Source organism: Neokomagataea thailandica NBRC 106555 (genome assembly GCF_001598495.1).
Taxonomy (GTDB): Bacteria; Pseudomonadota; Alphaproteobacteria; order Acetobacterales; family Acetobacteraceae; genus Gluconobacter; species Gluconobacter thailandicus_A.
In genome coordinates this window covers 1-19,410 of the sequence record NZ_BCZB01000032.1, presented here as the reverse complement: position 1 = coordinate 19,410, position 19,410 = coordinate 1, and the positions used below count along the sequence as shown (strand labels likewise).

At 49.5% G+C, this 19,410-nt stretch carries 16 protein-coding genes and 1 pseudogene; 11 read left to right on the top strand and 6 right to left on the bottom strand.

The features are described from left to right. A partial coding sequence (locus NTH01S_RS11630) for a transposase (protein WP_157070943.1) occupies positions 1–177 on the top strand: 177 nt, incomplete at its 5' end. 68 nt (positions 178–245) lie between these two features. Here NTH01S_RS11630 and nagA read toward each other — a convergent pair. Together nagA and NTH01S_RS10060 are read right to left on the bottom strand one after the other, a co-directional pair. Beyond that, positions 246–1,355 (bottom strand): N-acetylglucosamine-6-phosphate deacetylase, encoded by a 1,110-nt coding sequence (gene nagA, locus NTH01S_RS10065; RefSeq protein WP_068173339.1) that lies wholly within the window; start codon positions 1,353–1,355, stop codon positions 246–248. A 48-nt stretch (positions 1,356–1,403) separates the two neighbouring features. Next, positions 1,404–2,297, bottom strand: coding sequence for an ROK family protein (locus NTH01S_RS10060; RefSeq protein ID WP_068173336.1), 894 nt, complete (start codon positions 2,295–2,297; stop codon positions 1,404–1,406). 116 nt (positions 2,298–2,413) lie between these two features. Between NTH01S_RS10060 and NTH01S_RS10055 the strand changes: the two genes are divergently transcribed. The 7 genes from NTH01S_RS10055 (at position 2,414) to NTH01S_RS10025 (ending at position 14,214) form a co-directional block, all read left to right on the top strand. Then, on the top strand, positions 2,414–3,568 hold the full coding sequence (locus tag NTH01S_RS10055) for an ROK family transcriptional regulator (RefSeq protein ID WP_068173335.1): 1,155 nt from the start codon (positions 2,414–2,416) through the stop codon (positions 3,566–3,568). Then, positions 3,528–4,310, top strand: a complete 783-nt coding sequence (locus NTH01S_RS10050) for a copper homeostasis protein CutC (RefSeq protein WP_218015982.1) — start codon at positions 3,528–3,530, stop codon at positions 4,308–4,310. Before NTH01S_RS10055 ends, NTH01S_RS10050 begins: the two co-directional genes overlap by 41 nt. A gap of 153 nt (positions 4,311–4,463) precedes the next feature. After that, positions 4,464–6,887: a TonB-dependent receptor gene (locus NTH01S_RS10045; protein ID WP_245642348.1), complete on the top strand. Its 2,424-nt coding sequence runs from the start codon at positions 4,464–4,466 to the stop codon at positions 6,885–6,887. A gap of 89 nt (positions 6,888–6,976) precedes the next feature. After that, positions 6,977–7,780: a glucosamine-6-phosphate deaminase gene (gene nagB, locus NTH01S_RS10040; protein ID WP_068173331.1), complete on the top strand. Its 804-nt coding sequence runs from the start codon at positions 6,977–6,979 to the stop codon at positions 7,778–7,780. After that, on the top strand, positions 7,777–9,042 hold the full coding sequence (gene gluP / locus NTH01S_RS10035; RefSeq protein ID WP_068173329.1) for a glucose/galactose MFS transporter: 1,266 nt from the start codon (positions 7,777–7,779) through the stop codon (positions 9,040–9,042). The genes nagB and gluP overlap by 4 nt, the downstream gene beginning before the upstream one ends. A gap of 209 nt (positions 9,043–9,251) precedes the next feature. After that, positions 9,252–11,444, top strand: coding sequence for an alpha-N-acetylglucosaminidase (locus tag NTH01S_RS10030; RefSeq protein ID WP_068173327.1), 2,193 nt, complete (start codon positions 9,252–9,254; stop codon positions 11,442–11,444). Between the two features lie 487 nt (positions 11,445–11,931). Then, a complete protein-coding gene (locus NTH01S_RS10025; protein ID WP_068173326.1) occupies positions 11,932–14,214 on the top strand; it encodes an ATP-binding cassette domain-containing protein in 2,283 nt (760 codons plus the stop codon). 158 nt (positions 14,215–14,372) lie between these two features. Here the strand turns inward: NTH01S_RS10025 and NTH01S_RS10020 are convergent, their stop codons facing one another. After that, the gene (locus tag NTH01S_RS10020) at positions 14,373–14,735 is read right to left on the bottom strand and encodes a winged helix-turn-helix transcriptional regulator (protein WP_068173324.1); all 363 of its coding nucleotides are present in this window, start codon (positions 14,733–14,735) and stop codon (positions 14,373–14,375) included. Positions 14,736–14,901: 166 nt separating this feature from the next. Between NTH01S_RS10020 and NTH01S_RS12220 the strand changes: the two genes are divergently transcribed. Both NTH01S_RS12220 and NTH01S_RS10010 read left to right on the top strand, forming a co-directional pair. Then, positions 14,902–15,297: a DoxX family protein gene (locus NTH01S_RS12220; protein WP_068173322.1), complete on the top strand. Its 396-nt coding sequence runs from the start codon at positions 14,902–14,904 to the stop codon at positions 15,295–15,297. A 33-nt stretch (positions 15,298–15,330) separates the two neighbouring features. After that, positions 15,331–16,074, top strand: a complete 744-nt coding sequence (locus NTH01S_RS10010) for an SDR family NAD(P)-dependent oxidoreductase (protein ID WP_068173320.1) — start codon at positions 15,331–15,333, stop codon at positions 16,072–16,074. An 84-nt stretch (positions 16,075–16,158) separates the two neighbouring features. On the opposite strand, the gene NTH01S_RS10005 is transcribed toward NTH01S_RS10010, so the two are convergent. The 3 genes from NTH01S_RS10005 to NTH01S_RS09995 all read right to left on the bottom strand — a co-directional run bounded on the left by NTH01S_RS10005 (position 16,159) and on the right by NTH01S_RS09995 (position 18,860). Beyond that, on the bottom strand, positions 16,159–17,004 hold the full coding sequence (locus NTH01S_RS10005) for an aminotransferase class IV (RefSeq protein WP_068173317.1): 846 nt from the start codon (positions 17,002–17,004) through the stop codon (positions 16,159–16,161). 28 nt (positions 17,005–17,032) lie between these two features. After that, the gene (locus NTH01S_RS10000) at positions 17,033–17,890 is read right to left on the bottom strand and encodes a D-alanyl-D-alanine carboxypeptidase family protein (RefSeq protein WP_084367300.1); all 858 of its coding nucleotides are present in this window, start codon (positions 17,888–17,890) and stop codon (positions 17,033–17,035) included. Between the two features lie 88 nt (positions 17,891–17,978). Beyond that, positions 17,979–18,860, bottom strand: a complete 882-nt coding sequence (locus NTH01S_RS09995; protein ID WP_068173312.1) for a LysR family transcriptional regulator — start codon at positions 18,858–18,860, stop codon at positions 17,979–17,981. Between the two features lie 265 nt (positions 18,861–19,125). Here NTH01S_RS09995 and NTH01S_RS11625 point away from each other — a divergent pair. Beyond that, a pseudogene (locus NTH01S_RS11625) lies at positions 19,126–19,410 on the top strand (DDE-type integrase/transposase/recombinase); the annotation flags it as partial.

Here is a 19,410-nt window from a genome sequence, read left to right as displayed (position 1 = left end):
AGCAACCGGAAGGAACTGCGAGACACAGATTTCTCTCTCTATCGAGAACGAAATCTTGTCGAACGTTTCTTCAATAAACTCAAACAGTTCCGAGCCATAGCAACACGCTATGATAAGATGAAATCAACATTCCTCGCAGCCGTGCAGTTCGCATCAATCATCATAATGCTTAACTGACGACACGCCATACGCCTTCAGCTCAAAAAAACTCAATATGACATCATCGTTGGGTGGCACGTTCGACGCTAGAGTTGCTGGCTTGCAGCCCAGACAGTCTCTAAATTATAATCACTGTCGAGGCTGATTATGTCGGCGCGCTGGCCTGTGGTGAGGCTCCCTCGGTCTGTCAGGCCCATATAGCGTGCGGGGGTTGCTGAGAGCATGCGTGAGGCTTCTGTGAGGGGTACTCCGTTGGCGCAGGCATTTTTGAGGGCTTGGTCCAGCGTTAGAACGCTGCCGGCTAGTCCGCCGGAGCCATCGGTGCCCATGCGTGCTATGCCTTCTTGAACTAAGACAGGCTGTCCGCCCAGAGAACTGAGGCCATCAGGGCAACCTGTGGCACGCATTGCATCGGTGACAAGAATAATACGTTCTTTGGCAGCTTTTCTTACTAGAGCGAGATTGGTGGAGTGGACGTGATGCGTATCAAAAATAAGCTCCATAAAGGCGTGATCATCCGCCAATAAAGCGCCTGCTGGGCCGGGGGATCGTCCCCTAATTTCGGGCATGGCATTGAACAGATGTGTTCCACCGATGATGCCGTTTTCAGTACGGGCGACACGCATCATATGTTGGCATTGCTCGCATGTTGCGCATGTGTGGCCGATGCTGAGACGGATGCCATGTCTGGCCATAGTTTTAATGGCAGAATCGCTACAGCATTCTGGTGCTAGAGTGGTGAGGCGGACAACGTCTAAGCTTAGAAGGTCGTTGAGTTCACGTTCTGTGGGAGTAATGGCGAAAGGCGGCTGTGCCCCAAGGCGCTGTGGGTTGATGAAAGGTCCCTCCAGATGGGCGCCGGGGATGTCGGGGCCGTTGGTGAGGCCGTGTTGTACATGATGCTGGATACCTTTTAGCGCATCCATAATTTCGGCCCATGGGCGTGTCATGGTGGTGGGGTAGAGTGTTGTTGTGCCACGACTTAAATGAAAGCGACTCATGCGAGCGACGGAGTCAGCGCCATCCATAGCATCGGCATTATCGCCACCATGGACGTGAAGATCGATAAAGCCGGGGAGGATATAGCGGTCTTTGACGTAAGATTTGGCCTCGATATGCGTGATGCGGCCATCATTGAGCGTGAGTATTCCGGGTTGAATACCGTGAGGTGTAACGAGATGGCCGTCGATCTGCATGATGGGATCCTGTTATGTGGAGGGGTGTTTGGGTGCTGGAAAACGAATTCAAGACAAAGCGGATGCACCGAGCAAAGCGGCATCTTGCCCAAGAATGCCGGGGATTATGAGCGGCGTATTTTGCTGGCGTAAAATGCGCCTCTGGACGGAGAGGTCGAGTTCGTGGATTAAGCGTTGGGCATTTGATAGGCCGCCACCAACAGGAACAATGGTGGAACCGGTGGTGTTAACAACTAAGGCGAGTGCTGCGGAAGTATAGTCGATATATGTGTTGATAGTGTCGGCGGCATTGCTGTCTCCGTTTTCCCAAGCTTGGACGATGGCGCGGCTGTCGCGCGGTGGGAAGCCGTGCCACGCGTGGAGGCGTTCGAGGCCGCGTGCGCTGCCAAATGTGTCGAGGCATCCCCATTGGCCGCACCCGCATTGGAAGCAGGGTGTGGCTTTGGGGGTGTCAGGAAAGTGAGGGATTATAGGGCCGTGCCCCCACTCACCAGAGACGCCGCCTCCGCCAAGAATGACTTGGCCTTTCCAGATGAGGCCGCCCCCTACGCCGGTACCGAGAATAATGCCGAAGACATTGTCATGCCCGCGTGCTGCACCGAAATGCGCTTCCCCCATGGCAAAGCAGTCTGCGTCATTGGCCACACGGATGGGGCGTTGCAGGTGGCGCCCTAAGAGGGCCGAGAACAAGGTGCCATCCATGCAGGGAATGTTGGCAGCCAGAAGGCGCCCTGTTTTTGGCTCTTGTGTACCAGCCATGGCGATGTGAAGGGGGAGTTTAGGGTAGAGGGCGGTTAATTCAATAAGGGCTTGTAAGAAGCTGTCAGCATTGTGTGTTGGCGTGGGAATTTTATTGCGATTGATTACCGAATTTGTATTATCAAGCACTGCAAAGTCGATAAAAGATCCGCCAATATCTGCACATAAAACACGCGGTTGCATGGATGAGTATGTCCTTTTGTATGGAGGCGTAGGCTGCGCATATAATTTTTTTCGTATTGGAACTATATTGACGGGTCTTTGGTTTATCAATTGAATTAAATAAAGAATAAAAATTTATGGTTGGTCACATGCTTTCAAATGGACATCATCGTGTTTTGTCATCTCTGGGGCGAGGCGGGCCCATGAGTCGGAGTGACTTGGCTGGGCGCTTGGCGATTAGCAAGGCGGGTATGACGGCGATTGTACGCGATTTACTCGAGCGCGGTTTGGTTGAAGAAAAGGAATTGATACGCAGGCAAGGCCGCCCTGCGGTGCGTTTGTGTTTGAAAGCGAGTGCCGCGAGTTTAATTGGGGTTTCACTACAGAGTGACCCGGTGAGAGTTGTGCTGACGGATTTGCGTGGCGAGGTGCTGCGCAGCGTCCATGTTCAGAGGCATTTGGAGATCACGGCGTGCTGCGATTCTTTGGCTGAAGCTGTGCAGAAAATACAGGAAAACCTGCCGGATGATATTGGGCCTGTTATGGGTATCGGTGTTGCCCAGCCGGGTTTTGTCTCACGGGATCGTCGTATTTGTTTGGCATCAACTGTCTTTGGCTGGAAGGATGTGAATGTTGCGGATCCTCTCTCTGAGCGCACGGGGTTTCCAGTTCGCATTGAGAATGATGCGAATGTCTTAGCGTTGGGGGAGTTGTTGTTTGGTGAATATGCGGAAGAACGTACGCATTTTAGCCTCGTCTGTTTGGCCGATGGCGTGGGATCGGGTCATGTTCTCGGGGGACGTTTGCAGCATGGTGCGCATGGTGGTGCAGGTGAGATTGCTCATTCACCGTTAGTGCTGGATACGGCAGATGCGTTGCCGTGCCGTTGCGGTAATCGTGGGTGCCTAGAGACGATTTCGTCCTTGAAAGCGATGCAGGGAGCTGCGCGTTTGGCAGGGCTTCCGGAGGATATTCATCTGCTGAGTGATGTAGCGATGAAGGGGGATCCGGGGGCTTTACGGATTTTGCACAGGGGTGCGGGTGCACTGGGACTTGCTTTAGCGCAAATGGTTCAAATGCTTGATCCGGAACAGGTTATTGTTGCGTTGCCTGAGCCTTTGCGAGCGGGACTGTTTGGGATTGTTCTTAAGCAGGAGGTGGAGCGTCATGTGTTGCGCCGTGCCGGGCAGCAGGTTGAGTTAATCTTACGTGATTTGCCGCCGGATGCTTTTGCTGTGGGGGCTGCAAGCCTTGCTGCATATCGTTTTTTACATGGGGCTGATCCAGAATAGTGAGGGTGCTATGGCGTGTTTGGGGCATGTTGAGCTTGAGATTTGCGTTGATACAGTTGAGGGTCTGCGTACCGCTCAGAACCTGGGGGTTGACCGTATAGAGCTATGTGGCCCGCTTTCGGTTGGCGGAGTGACGCCGTCTTACGGGATGATGCGTGCAGCGCGGGGGTCTGAAGTGCCGGTACTGGCGATGATACGGCCGCGCTCGGGTGGATTTGTTTATTCTTCCGCCGAAGAAGGGGTGATGATGGACGATATTGATGCTGCGCGTGAGGCGGGTTTAGCGGGTGTCGTCTTGGGGGCAGCGTGCCGGGATCATACGTTGGACCAAAAGATGCTGGAGCGTCTGGTGGCGCGTGCGCAGGGTATGGATCTCACATTGCATCGGGTGTTTGATATGACGCCGGACCCTCTGAGAGCTTTAGAACACGCAATAGAGCTTGGTTTTGCGCGTATTTTGACGTCGGGTCATGCTGTTAAGGCATATGACGGGGTGGAACAGTTGGCGCGTTTGGTACGGGCCGCGAATGGACGCATCAGCATTATGGCGGGTTCGGGGGTGGCGCCCAATAATATTGCGGCCTTGGTTGATGGTAGTGCAGTGGGAGCGGTTCATGCGTCATGCCGTGGTGCGGTCGATTCTTGGGATAATGTTCCCTCAGAATTTGGTTTTGGGGCGACGTCTCGTAGTGTGGATGCCGGGGTTATAGAAGGTATGAAGCTTGCCTTATTAGGGGGGTAGTTTATTTATTAATTGAATTATTGCACCCTCATAACGTGTCGTATACTGAATAAACATATCGTATTGATACCGGAATGAGGTCGTCCGTTTTTCGGTATCCCTGAAACAGGGCTTGCTCTCGTTGCGGCCGGAAATTTAATGGGGTTTGTGATAATGCTTGGGAAAAAACGCCTTTTCCTTTTGTGTTCTACGGCAATGTTGTTGTGTGATGGTGTCCATGCACAATCTTTGACAACAAAGCCGAGCACGGCCAGCGAGAGTACTAAAAAACATAGTCGTATTACGGAAGGTTCGGTTTTGGGGCCGGCAGCTCCACAGGTTGAAGAAATTTCTGTTTCTGGATCGAAACGTAGTGCTGATGGGACAACGAATACGACGCCGGGTGGCGGTCTGATGCCGCATCAGACGGCGCCGCGTTCGCAAAGTGGTGTGACCCGCGATTTTATTGCCAAGCAAGCGCCGACGGGGAATGTGTCCTCCATGATTGCAAATTTGCCAGGTGTAACATTCGCGAGCCAAGACCCGTTGGGCGTGACGGGTGATACGTTGACCATGCGTGGCTTCAATGAAAGTCAAATTGGGTATTTGTTTGAAGGTGCGCCTTTGGCTGACCCAATCAATTACGAGCCATATACTTCAATGTTGGTGGACACGGAGAACTTGGCCTCTGTGACGGTGAGCCAGGGTTCGCCAGACTTGAATGCGCCCTTGTTTAACGCAACGGGCGGTGAAATCTCCGCAACGGCTTTAAATCCGAGCCATCATTCAGGCGGTTTTATCAGTGCTATGGGTGGAACGCATAGCGCGAATAAAGAGTTTTTGCGTCTGGAAACGGGGGATATGGGTCAAAGTGGTGTGCGTGGCTTTGTCTCATTCTCACATTTGTCGAATAATAACTGGCGCGGCCCCGGTGGATTGAAGCGATATCATATTGACGCCAAGTTCATTAAAGAATGGGGAGAAGATAACTCCATTACGGCAGTCTTTGGTTATAATAAGCAAGAGCAGACCTCTTGGGTGATGCCGACAGCGGAGCAATGGGCGAGGTTTAAATCATCGGTCTATTATTCCCCGAAATTTACGCCGGGTGATCCGAGCTACTATAAGCTCAATTTCTCAGGGTTTAATGCTCTGGACGTTGTCTTACCGATGCATTTCACTTTGTCAGATGACGTGCACTTGAATGTTACGCCTTACTTTGTGCATCAGCATGGGCCGGGTGTTGGAGGGGAGAATATTCCAGCATCAGGTGGTTATAACGGCACGCTTCAATATGGTAATTTGAATCAGCCTTATGTGATGGGGAACACATTGACGACGGCGAGTGTTGATCCGTGGGATCAAAGCTCTTCGGCGATTAATTCGTCTGTCTCATGGACGCATGGGAATAATAACGTAACCTTTGGGTATTGGTATTCTTGGACGACACACCAAGAGGTTGAAACCTTTACGCCGGTGAATTTCCAAGGTCAGGCCGCTAATCTTTATGGCAAGTACCCCATTTTTGTGCCGCAAACTGGGGCGATCCTGTCGGGGTATAATTTGAACTTTAAGCAGCAGGTGAACACGCTGTTTATTGCAGATACTTTGAAGCTTCTGGATAATAAATTGACGCTCTCGGCTGGCTTCCGCGCGGCCATGGTGTGGCGCTCCGGGACAAATAATGTATACGGTGCGGATCCGTATAAGACGGTTGGGAATTATTTTGAGCCGCTGCCACAATTTGCGGCAAGCTATCAAATGACTCCGCATGATCAAGTTTATGTCAATGCGACCACATCGTTCCGTGCGCCGGAATCCGTTGAATCATACAGTCAGTTGTTTGACCCAAATTCTCCTGTGGCGGTTGAGCAGCCGGGCGTGTTGAAGTCTGAGTATGATATTTCTGAGGAAATTGGTTTCCGCCATACGGGGCGCATCAATGTGCAGGCGTCTTTGTTTAACGCGAATATGACCAACCATCAGGTCACATCTTCGGGTTATATTCCCTTTACGAATAGTTTGGTGGCTGAGCCAATTAATATTGGTGGTCAGACATCGCGTGGTGCGCAAATTGAGGTTGGCCTGCGCCCATGGCATCACTTTAGCCCGTATGTCTCCGCGCAGTATTTGCATGCGACGATTGATAACAATGTTGCGGCGGCGGCGATGAATGCAGCAGGCCGGTCTGTGATTGATTATTTGCCAACGACGGGGAGGCATGCGGTGGATAGCCCCTCTTTTACGGCGGCGTTGGGCTTGGCGTATGATGATGGGCATTTCTTTGGCAATTTTGATGTGCGTTACCAAGGTAAGATGTACTCAACCTTCATGAATGATGAGAGCATCCCAGGCTATGTGATCTCTGATTTGACGGCGGGTTACCGCTTTGATCATGTGGGCCCGCTTAAGGGGCCAAAATTGCAGCTTAATCTCGTGAATCTAGGTAATAATATTTATCGCTCCATCCCAGCGAGTTCCACGGGGACGGCGGTAACCCAGAAGGGTGTTTATGGGAATACGGTCGTGGCGGGCGCACCTGTGTATCAGGTGGGTGGTAATTTTGCGGCTTTGTTCTCGGCATCAACGGGCTTTTGATTGTTGCAATGAAAGAACACTATGCGGCTTATGGCGCGTAGTGTTCACTCGATAAGCAGGAAGCGTATTGAGTGAAGGGGACATTTTAGATGAAAATTATTATTCTGCCGGATGCACATTCAGTATGTGGTTTGGCGGCAGATATTATCGCCCAAACGATACGTCAGAAACCTGAAGCTGTGCTGGGTTTGGCAACGGGGCGTACGATGGAAGCGATTTACGCAGGTTTGTGTGAACGGCACCGTACGGGCCAAGTCGATGTTGCCAGCATCACGAGCTTTAACTTAGATGAATATGTGGGGTTGCCGAAAAATCATCCACAATCCTACCGGCATTATATGCGTGAAAAACTCTTTGATTCGGTGGGGGTGCCGGAGATACGCGGGCATGTCCCTTGTGGTGATGCGCTAAACCCTGATCAAGAAGCTGCATCGTATGACCAGGCTATTGCGGAGGCAGGCGGTATTGACCTGCAATTACTGGGGCTGGGTGGAAACGGGCATATTGGTTTTAACGAGCCTTTGTCCGGTTTTAGGACGCGTACGAGGGTTGTAGCTTTGGCTGAAGCCACCTTAGCGCAGAACTCTGGAATGTTTGAGGGTGACCCTGATCAAGTGCCGAAGTGCGCTATTACAATGGGTGTGGGTACTATTTTGGAGGCGAAATCAATCCTGCTTGTGGCGACTGGGGCAGCAAAGGCTGAAGCTGTTGCGGGCAGTATAGAAGGGCCGTTGAGCAGTGTTGTACCCGGCTCTGCGGTGCAGATGCATCAGGAGTGCTTGGTTCTTCTTGATGAGCAAGCTGCATCTGGCTTAAAGCGCCGCGCCAGTATTGAGTGGCAAATGAAGCATGATCCCGAACTCTCTCACCTTATAGGTCAATATTGCTCATGATGAACGCAGTTGCATTTCGAAAGGCCCCGGTGTGGTCTTTGGCGCTGATGGCCCTTCTGTTTTTCGTGGTTGGGTTTGTGACATGGGCAAACGGCCCGTTGATTACGTTTGTACAAGTGGCGTTTCATATTAACGACTTCCGCGCGTTTCTTGTTCCGGCGGCTTTTTATCTGTCTTATGTCTTTTTTGCGTTACCGGCCTCATGGGCTGCTGCGCGTGTGGGTATGAAGCGTGGAATGGTGCTGGCGCTTTTCATTATGGCGCTGGGTATTATCACATTTGCGCGTTTTATCGCGTGGCAGATGTTTGATGAAGGTTTGGTTGGTTTATTTATTCTAGGTGCGGGTCTGGCCCTCCTTCAGGTGACGATTAACCCTTATGTGAGCTTGCTTGGCGCACCGGAGCGTGCGGCGCAACGTATTGCGATGATGGGAATCTGTAATAAATTTGCGGGTATTCTGGCGCCAATCGTTCTAGGGACCTTGGTGATGCACGATATTAATCGTGTGTCTGAGCAGTTGAAGGCTCCTCTTGCGCCGGAAGTGCGGCAGGCTGTGATTGGTACGTTCACACATGGGTTATTTGTGCCGTATTTAGGCTTGGCTCTTATTTTGGTGTTAACCGCTTTTGTGGTGATGTTGTTTCCCCTGCCGGAGCTCAAGGCGGATGATGCCATCGCTGAGAAAGCGGAGGGCCGCCGTTTGTCTGGGCGCGTTCTCTTTGGGGCTGTGGCGCTCTTTTTCTATGTCGGAATCGAGGTGATGGCTGGTGATGCGATTGGGACGTATGGGCGGAATTTTGGTTTACCTGTAGGGGAAACGAAGTTTCTGACTTCAGCGACATTGGCCTCTATGTTGTTGGGCTATCTGTCCGGTATCGTGGTGTCACCGAAGTTTTTGGCGCAAGAGTGTTACATGGTGCTGACGTGCCTTCTGGGCATTGTGCTGGCTCTCTGTGCATGGCTGAACACCGGTTATACGGCTGTTTTGTTTGTGGCTGTTCTGGGTTTTGCGAATGCGATGATCTGGCCGACCTTATTTCCACTGGCTATTCGCGCATCCGGTGAATCAACCGCTTTTGCATCATCTATTTTGGTTATGGCGATTTGCGGAGGGGCCTTGCTGCCGCAAGGGTGGATTGTGTTGAGTCAGGCTGTTGGTTTTCAAGCAGCGTTTAGTCTGTTGGCATTTGTGGCTTATGCAATCATCGGTAGTTACGTGTGGTTTTGGCACCGCCGGGATCAGCGTGTGGATGTGCGTTAGGATGGGTGTTAGAATGGCGGCCTCCACCCTATGAAGTGGGGTTGTTCATAAGGGCTTCTGAGTGGCGCTAAGAGGTTGCAACGGCCTCATCTCTAAACGTTCAAAAGTCTTTTTACTTCTTTGTCCTTAGGTAAAGAAGAAGCACCCAATATCCGCATAAAAATTATTATTTTCAGTGGTGTAATAGGATTTCTATAAAGGATCGTATCATGGTACGTCGTCGTTTGGGGTGGATGGTTTTTGGGGCGTCTTTGCCGTTGATGATGACGTCGATTAAGGCGGCAGATGATAGGGCGTTGCAGCAGGTTGTGGGGCGTCAATTCCCGGGGTGGGAGGATCATTTCCGCTTTGTGTTAACACCTGATGAAGACAAACATGATCATTTTTCTATTGCTGAAAATGGATCGAAAATCACGGTTTCGGGCAATACGAGCAGTGCTCTTTTAACCGGTGTCGGCTGGTATTTTAAATACGGTGCGCACCAGTTGATGTCCTCGAATGGTGTGCCTGTTGAGCATCCATTTGTGGCCTCGCGAGGGGGGTTTCACGCGAATAAGCGTTCGTCGGTGCAGTATCGCTACGCTCTCAATCAAAATGTTGATGGTTATACGACGGCATATTGGAGTGATACCGATTGGCAGCATGAGCTCGATATTTATGCTCTATCAGGCATCAATACGATGTTGGTGGAGCGTGCGACAGAAGCGGTCATCGCTAAAACGTTTTCCCATTTCGGGTACACGGAGGATGATATTCGCGCGACTTTGTCTATGCCCGCGCATTTGAACTGGCAGTTGATGGGTAATCTTTGTTGTTTTGGTGGGCCGCCTTCAAAAGCGTTGTTAAAGGAGCGTATTCTATCGACGCAACATATTGTGAAGCAAATGCGTTCGCTGGGTATGATGCCGGTTTTCCCTGGTTTTTATGGGATGGTTCCGGGTGATTTTGCAAAACGTTTCCCGAAGGCGCATGTGATTAATCAAGGAACGTGGAACGGGTCTAATCGTCCTGCATGGTTGGACCCGCGGGATCCGTTATTCCCGAAGATCGCGCGGGAATATTACAAGGTTCAAAAAGAGTTATTTGGTGACAGCTCAATCTATGACTTGGAGCTGTTCCAAGAAGGTGGCATGGCGGGGGATGTACCGTTAAAGCCCGCGATTTCGGTGATCGAGCAAAGCTTACAAGAAGCGCATCCAGGCGCGCGCTGGATGATTTTGGGGTGGCGTGATCAACCGGCTAAAGAGATTTTGGAAGTTGTGCCGCATGATAAAATGTTCATCGTCGACCTCCATCAGAATGCTGTGCGTCGACCAGATCGTGGGGCCGATTTTCTTGGGGCTGACTATGTGTATAGCGGTCTGTGGGATTATGGCGGGCGCGTTGCCTTGGGCGGAGAGGCCTATGATTATGGCGTAAGGCTCCCGACGCTCCCGGCAACGCAGCCTTCTATGGTGGGGATGGGTATTTATACGGAAGGGATGGATAATAACCCGTATCTTTTTGATCTGTTCAATGAGGCCTCATGGCATGACAAACCCATGGAGTTGGAGGAATGGACCAAAGCCTTTGCTGTGCGGCGTTATGGCGTGAGTGATCTGCATCTCCAGAAGGCATGGCAAGGGCTGCTGAAAACGGTTTATTCTAAAACGGCGACCTTACCGCATGTTCGTGATGAGGATGATGCAGCGCCGATTGAGAGCTTGTTTAACGCGACGCCGGATTTAGACCTGAAGCGGTCTAATTTCCATGGTTCTGTTGAAGTATATTATGATTTTTCTGCTTTGCAGGCTGTGATGGAAGAGTTTCTTAAAGCACCTGCCTCCTTTGATCAGATCTCAGCGTATCGTTATGATTTGGTAGATGTAACGCGGCAGGTTCTGGCAAATCAGGCACGTATTCTTTTGCCTAAAATTAAGGTGGCGTATGAGGCTGGAGACTTAGCGCATTTTCAAAAAATGACGCAGGCGTGGTTGGCCTTGATGGATATGCAAGACGAATTACTGGGCACAAATGAGTTCTTCCGTTTAGGGCGCTGGCTTTCTTTCCCCTCTGGGTGGGCGCATTCACCGCAGGAGGCACGGCAGTTGTCATATGATGCACGTTCATTGTTGACCAGTTGGGGGAATCGTTCAGCGAGCGATGCTGGGCAGTTGCATGATTATGCTAATAAGGATTGGCAGGGCCTGACGCGTGATTTGTACCGCAAACGTTGGGAGGCGTATTTCGCTTCGTTGGAGGTGGCGTTGAAGGTGAAAGCCCGTCCGAAGAAAATCGATTGGTACCCGATGGCGGATGACTGGAACCACCAGATGAATGTTTATACCGCTGCTCCGCAGGGTAGTGCGCGAGAGGTCGCAGCGAAGATAGATCATTTCCTACGCACGCAGGATGCTTACTAAGCGGGGTGACTTTACGTACGCCGGCATGGTCAATCAAAGACAGCCGCTTGGACGTGTCACGGTTGTGTTCTGGAGCTTTGATTATGTGTTAAGCGGCCTGGAGCCTCTTCGGCCTTCTGTCGACGGCTCCATGATTGCCGCCCAATAAACGGCAAGCCTATCCACGCGGAAGAGGCGCATGATAGCGCGATAGAAACGCAAATCTCACGTCTTTTGCCTCGCGAAGAACTGTGTCACGTCTTTTCAAGAGTTCCCTCTCCTCCTGAAGAAGTAGGTTCTCACGACGTAATCTCTTATTCTCACGTACTAAGGCTCATGGTCCGTGGATGGAGAAGAGGAGTTCTGTTGCGCGTCCCATTCCAATTCTCCTGCTCAACCATCTTCGGCCTTAAGGGGGCGATGACACGAGGAAACTTAGCGAAAACATGATCGTTCCTTTGTCATAAGCCCTGCATGTTGTAAGGCCGCGCCGTAAGAGGAGAGACCTTTGGAAACGATTGACGTCTCCAACGCTACACAGAACAATTTACGTGGGGTCTCGATTTCCATTCCTGTGGGGAAAATTACGGCATTCACCGGCGTCTCAGGCTCGGGAAAGTCCTCGCTTGTCTTTGGTGTGCTGGCAGCTGAATCTCAGCGGCAACTGAATTTTACCTATCCCGCTTATGTCCGCAACCGACTGCCCCATGGCGGCACACCACGGGTCGATTATATCTCCGGTTTGTCGACCGCTATCATCATTGACCAAAAGCCTATTGGCACAAATCGTCGCTCGACCGTCGGTACCGCGACGGACGCGGCACCGCTGCTGCGTCTGATCGTCTCGCGCATGGGCGCGCCGTTCGTCGGCTATTCCCACGTCTTTTCCTTCAACGACCAGGCCGGAATGTGTCCGCGATGCGAGGGGTTGGGCGAGACAGTCGATCTAGACGAAAGCGAACTAATCGATCTCGACAAGTCGATCAACGAAGGCGCATTCACCTTCAGTGGCTATGCAGTGGGTACTTGGTACTGGAAATGGTACAAACGCACCGGCCTGTTCGACGCCGATCGCAAGTTGCGCGACTATGCGGCGGAAGAGCTCGACTTGCTGTTGCACGCTGAGCCACAGCCGCTGAAAAACCCGCCTGCTGACTGGTATGCGACCGCCAAATACGAAGGCGTGGTGCATCGTTTCCGTCGTATGTATCTTGGTGGTAGGCAAACCACGCATAAAGGTCAAATTGCCCGCGATCTGGAACGCATTATCCATCGTACGACATGTCCGGTGTGCAAGGGCGCTAGGCTAAACGCGGCGGCGCTGAGTTGCAAGATCGATGGGCGGAATATCGACGATCTCAGTCGCTTGCCAATTTCGGAGCTGTTGGAGATCGTGGAGGCTTGGCAGGTGCCTGAACTCTCGCCTGCCATCGAAAACCTGACCGGTCAACTGCGCACGCTTGTAGAACTTGGCTTGGGATACCTCCAGCTTGGCCGTGCGACGCCGACCATCTCGGGTGGGGAAGCTCAGCGGATTAAGATGGTGCGCCACCTAGGCAGTTCGTTGACACGGTTTACCTATATTCTTGACGAGCCATCAACTGGTCTTCATCCGCGCGACGTGCGGCACCTAGGTGTGATTCTGCGCCGCCTGCGCGACAAGGGCAATACAGTTTTATTGGTTGAACACGATCCCGACCTGATTGATATTGCCGACTTTATCGTGGATATGGGACCCGGGCCGGGCGATGAGGGTGGCAATGTGCTGTTCGCTGGCAAACTTGCGGATCTAAAGGCATCCACGACGCCAACCGGTTTATATCTGCGCGCACCTCGGACATTCTCTGCCCCACGAAAACCGCATGGCGATCTGATCCGGGTGCGCAACGCGCGCCGCCATAATCTGTGTGGTGTCGATGTCGATATTCCCCGTGGCCTGCTGACAGCCCTGACCGGTGTCGCGGGTTCGGGAAAGAGTTCGCTAGTACATGAGATTTTGGCAGCCGCGCCATCCGCGCAGTTGATCGACCAAAGTCCGCTTCGTGGGAGCGTTGCGTCAAGTATTGCGACTTATACGACTGTCATGGATTATATCCGTAATCTCATGGCGCAGGCTAATCGAGTATCACGCAGTTGGTTCACTAGTGCTGGTAAGGGGGCGTGCCCGGTGTGCAAGGGGCGCGGTGTGATCGTCACCGAGCTTGCATTTCTGGACAGCACCGAGACCAATTGCGAGGCCTGTAATGGTAGTGGCTTTAACCAGACCGCACTTGGCTTTCACTTTGAGGGTTATAACATAGCCGATCTTCTCAGCATGTCAGCCAAACGAGCGGCTGACGTTCTTGCGTCGCACGCTCCTGATGCCGCAATGATCCTCGGCCGATTGATGCGAGTAGGCCTTGGACATCTTCCGATCGGACGCTCGACGGCGACTCTCTCGGGGGGCGAGAGGCAGCGGTTGAAGCTTGCCTCGTTACTCGATGACAATGTTGACACGCTTATTCTGGACGAGCCGACGACCGGGCTGCATGGCTCGGACGTCACGCGTTTGTTGGCCCTGTTCCAGAGTCTCGTGGAACAAGGAAAAACAGTGGTGATGGTTGAGCATAATCTGGATGCAATGCTGGTTGCGGACTGGATCGTTGATCTGGGGCCGCAGGCCGGCAACAATGGTGGCCAGATTATGTATGCAGGCCCTGCGTCGGAGATCCTGACAGCACAGTGTACCGCCACCGGAGATGAACTGCGCCGTTATATCGGCATCGATGTGCAACACGGGACATCGCTATGATACTGCAGCGGTCGTGACTTTCTTCAAAAGCCTGAAGGCAGAATTACTCTGAAAACAGTCCTGGCCGGCAAAATGCCAAGAAATTGCCGCGATCTTCGAAGACATCAACGGCTTTTATAAGCTGAGACGCAGACATTCATACTTCGGAAGCATCCGCTCTATTTTTTCGTTTTTCGCCCTCTGATAGAGCATTTCCCGTCAGAGGGCTGGCCGAATTCTAGCCACCATGCTGTAAGTGCTTCTATAGTCGGGCCTAAACCCAGTGCTTTTGCTGTGATTTTATACTCCACACGAGGAGGGACTTCGGCGTAAACTGTACGGAAAATGAGGCCATCCGCTTCTAATTCACGCAACTGAGCCGTGAGCATGTGTTGTGTAATGCCAGGAATCGCTTTGCGTAGCTCACCAAAGCGATGAATACGTTGGTGGAGAAGCCACATGATTTCTAGTTTCCATTTACCTGAAAGCATAGAGAATGCACGCCGCATTTCATCTTGCATCGTAAAATGTTCATCATTCATTAGTCATATTATCCATACTTACTGTCAATAATTCATCCTACTTGCATAAAATTATTTAAGAGATCAAATTATATTCAACCTCATTATATTAAAAATAATGAGCAAACACAGAGGACACATAAACAGTGTGTTATTAGATGTAATTATAATTATGTGAGAGGATTTTATGTTAATTACAGTAACTTACTGGATAAGTACAATTCTTATTTCGCTCCTTTATTTTAGTTCGGCAACATTATATATTACAAAAACGGCATGGGTAAGGGAGACGCTTGCAAGTCTGAACTATCCAGCGCCATATCTTGTCCCGTTTATGATTATTATCAAGATTTTAGGACCTATTGCAATTTTATCGAGGATTAATCTTCCTCTTAGCGATCTTGCTTACGCGGGTATGTTTTTTCATCTGATTTTATCCGTGTCAGCTCATTGTGGGGTACGTAAGCCCCAAGGGGCAGTTCCGGCGTTTATAGGTCTAATACTCCTCATAACGTCGTTTATTACTCAGGATAACGTACGATCCATAGCGTCATCCTATCTTTTTATACACATGCACCAATGAAACAGAATACATAACCCATTACGGAGAAATAATATGGGACGTCTAACAGGAAAAATTGCCCTCATCACAGGGGGTAGTCGTGGTATAGGCCGTGCAATTGCAAAAAAATTCTCTGATGAAGGAGCCAGAGTCGCTGTTTTATCACGCTCGCCAGACGGTGTTTATTCTGTCGTGAATGAAATACAGGCGGCTGGAGGGGAGGCACTGCCTCTCATTGCAGATGCGAGCAACGCTGAAGATATCAAGGCAGCTGTTGAAAAAATTGTTGCCGCCTATGGAGGGTTGGATATTTTGGTCAACAATGCTTTTGATGCAACTGTCGCTTACGCATCTATTCTTGATCTATCGATCGACCAATTTCAACGGAACCTTGATATGGGACCAATTGCTGCTTTACGTTTTATGCAAGCGGCTTATCCTTATCTTAAGGCTAGTGGAAATGGACGTGTTATTAACTTCGGTTCAATGGCCGGAATAACAGGGCTTGCGGGCATGGGGCCATATAATATGGCGAAAGAAGCCATTCGTGCACTAACGCGCACAGCAGCTCGTGAGTGGGGGCGTGATAACATTACCGTTAACAATCTTCTTCCTGTGGCGGAGACTTGGGGACCAGAAGCTCATATTCCCCCGGCATCTAATCCACTGGGTCGATACGGTTCTCCAGAAGATGATATTGCACCTGTTGCTCTCTTTTTAGCGAGTCAGGATGCTCAGTTTATAACAGGCTCGTCTCTTAATCCTGATGGCGGTGCTATTATTGATAGTGCTCGTTAAATAGTGTCTGATTTTTGATAAAATCATATGTGGCCGTCCGATCATTAGGCCACATATGATTTGTATTTTCGGCAGATATTAGAATTAATTATATTCTATGTAATCGCAATATTTATTTTGAAGCAAGCGGGTGATGGGACCAGCTTTTCCATCTTTTATGATAACACCATCGACTGTTAAAATCGGTGCTATTAAATAAGTTGCACTGGTTACGAAACACTCTGCAGCAGTGACAAATTCGGTCAGTTGGATAGGACGGTCTTCTACTGTGAGGCCGATATTCTGCGCTAAATCTAGAATACGTGCACGAGTACACCCCGCGAGAAGATGATTAGATAGTGCACGTGTTATTAATGTACCATTAGCGTCTACGAGAAACACATTGGAGGATGCACCTTCCGTAATTCCGTATTCGTCATAGTATAAAGTGTCAGATACACCATTCGATAGAGCATCCCGTTTAGCCATAACTTGTGGCATAAGCATAGTCGTTTTAATATCCCGACGGAGCCAACGGATATCTTGTCGCATTTGCACATGGATACCATCAAGAAAAGCGGGGCTACGTTTAAAATCTACGCCTTGCGCGAGCATCAAAAGAGTGGGACGTCCTTCTGGACGGATCGTGAAATTTCGTGGGGAGGCACCGGGTGTAATCTGAAGGTACACTAGCCCAGTGGTAATATCGTTTTTTTGCAGTAGTTCTGACATAATATTGGATAGTTCATCTCGTTCTGGAGGTGTATCTATTCCACATTCCTTGAGAGAGCGCTCTAGGCGTGCGAGATGCTCAAGCGCGTCAACAAATTTTCCGTTAATGGCGATACAGACTTCATAAATACCTTCCCCGAAAGTGAACCCACGATCAAAAGGCGAAATACGGGCATCTTTTTCATGAACATAATGTCCGTTAAGAAAAATAATAGACATGTCTAGGCGTTTCCTTCTAGATGTGATGTTAAGGTATATCCCTTAATGATTCCGCCATAAGGTGTTTCGCTTCGTCTGATCGGGCGCGGGCAGACGAAAGGCCTGCTATAACCATGATGATACGGTGGCCGTTCTTTGTCGCTGATCCAGTAAAACAGTAACCAGCATTTTCTGTAAAACCTGTTTTTAGTCCATCGGCATGTGGTATTATGCCTAATAAAGGATTTTTATTATATTGATGAATTTCATGACCATCAGGACTTAATCCCCATGACATTTCTTTCTGTGCGTAAAAATTTTTGTAAAATTTAGGGAATTGTTCAATAGTTATCCTAGACAATAAAGCAAGATCACGCGCTGTGGTCACGGTAGTATCATTATCTTCCCAGCCATTTGGTGAACTAAAATGACTACTTTTAAGACCAATATCATTGGCTTTATCATTCATTAATTTGACAAATGCATTGACGCCTCCTGGTACACTTGCGGCGAGAGTGTAAGTGGCATCGTTGCCAGAAACCGTCAGCATACCTTTAAGAAGGTTTTCTACCGAAACCACTTCGTTGGCACGCAAAAACATAGTCGCACCGCCTCGTCTTCCGTGCCATCGTTCCCACACAGCGGGTGGAACAGTAATAAGTTGTTCAAGACTTATTTTTTTTTGGCTGATTAGGTCAAAGATGACATAAGCAGTCATAATCTTGGTCATTGAGGCGGGCGCTATGGGAATGTCCGCATGTTTTTCCATTAAAATTTGATTATTTGTGACGTCCACAACGAAAGCAACCGGAGCTCTTGTTTGGAGAGATGAAGATCTTCCTTCTGAGGATATAAAAAGAGATATAAAACCTAAAATAAAAGTGTATTTTTTATAATTTATAAACATTAATTCGCACCAACTGTTAGTCAATACATATTATTTAATATATATTGATTATGTCTAATGCTGTTTAGGTATGGGGTATTCTATTTTTTCATAAGAACATTTGACGTGAAGCTTGCCATATCTGGTCAACAATCGGGCGTGTGTGTTCTATTTTTCTATAAAGTCGAATGTCGAGTGGAATTTCTTTTCCAATAGGAATTAGTGCATTGGCCTTAAGGTCTTGTTCAATAAGGCTTTTAGGAAGCCATGCACAACCATGGCCAGCCAAAACCATTTGTCTAATGCCATCGGCCATAGCATTTTCATTTACATGCCGACTAGTACTTGTCTCGTATGGTAGGATCGATTGTGCTTCAGGGCATTGGCATACTTGACCGAGAAAGGAGTTTGAACTGTAGGTTAATAACGGGTTGTTTAGGTCTATTTTATTCGTGTTGGTAGATTTATTTACAGGAACAAGGAAGTCTTTTCCAATTATGCTATAAGAAAATTGAGTATGAGAAAGGGGTATGGGAACGGACTCATGATAAAATGTTAGAAAAAAATCATAATAACCGTCAACAATAGCCGATATGCACTTATAAAAATCATCTGGAAGTAATTTACTATTACATTTTCCGACGGCACGTTCTATTTTCAAAAGCCATTGAGGAAAAAATGTGATGGACAAAGTGTGTAACGCTGTCACAGAAAGTGTTGGAACATCGCTCTTGGGCTTAGCCATCAAAGCGGCACGAGTGTGTAAAAGATGCCGCACTGTTTCTTCCGCTGTTTCTCGGAAGCGGCGCCCTTCGGATGTTAACGTGATGGGAAAACGGGTGCGATCCAGTAATGGAACTCCGACCCATGTTTCTAACGCCTGAATGCGACGACTAAAGGCTGATTGAGTGACGTGTCGCTCTTCTGCTGCACGCGAAAAGTTTTGTAGTCGCGATAACGTTAAGAAATCTTCTAGCCACTTTATGTCCATGGATTCATATCTTTGATGTGTTTTATGTTTTTAACCGATTGAATGAATTTCATGGTCTCATTGTAATAGAATCAGAGTGGTCTGTAATCGTAATAAACTCACACGGTTGACAATTGTTCGTCCCGAACTCGCATAACCGTCTGTCGGACAATCGACAAGTTTAACCCTGTTGCAAAGTTGGCATTCCTGTTTGAACCCGTTTTGGGGTGTGGCGAAGACATGACAAATGAGCGATTTCTAAGGGCAAAATTTTCTTAGTGAGGCGATCTTGTGGGCGGTTCGTTGGTATTGCCGCTACGCGATCAGCTAGCGGAGCGCGGCGTGAGTGTCGATCATTGAACGATTTAGCGCCGGGTCCAGCGCTATGCCATCTGAGGTGGACAAGCGTTTACGCTGGTATTGGAAACGTCCGAGCTTTTCCCGCAACTGACGTGTGGATGAGACCTATATCACGGTCAAAAGGAAAGGGGCGTATCTCTACCGAACTGTTGATAAGAGCGGCGATACGATTGATTTCTTCCTATCGCCACCTCGGAGCGCCAAGGCGGAT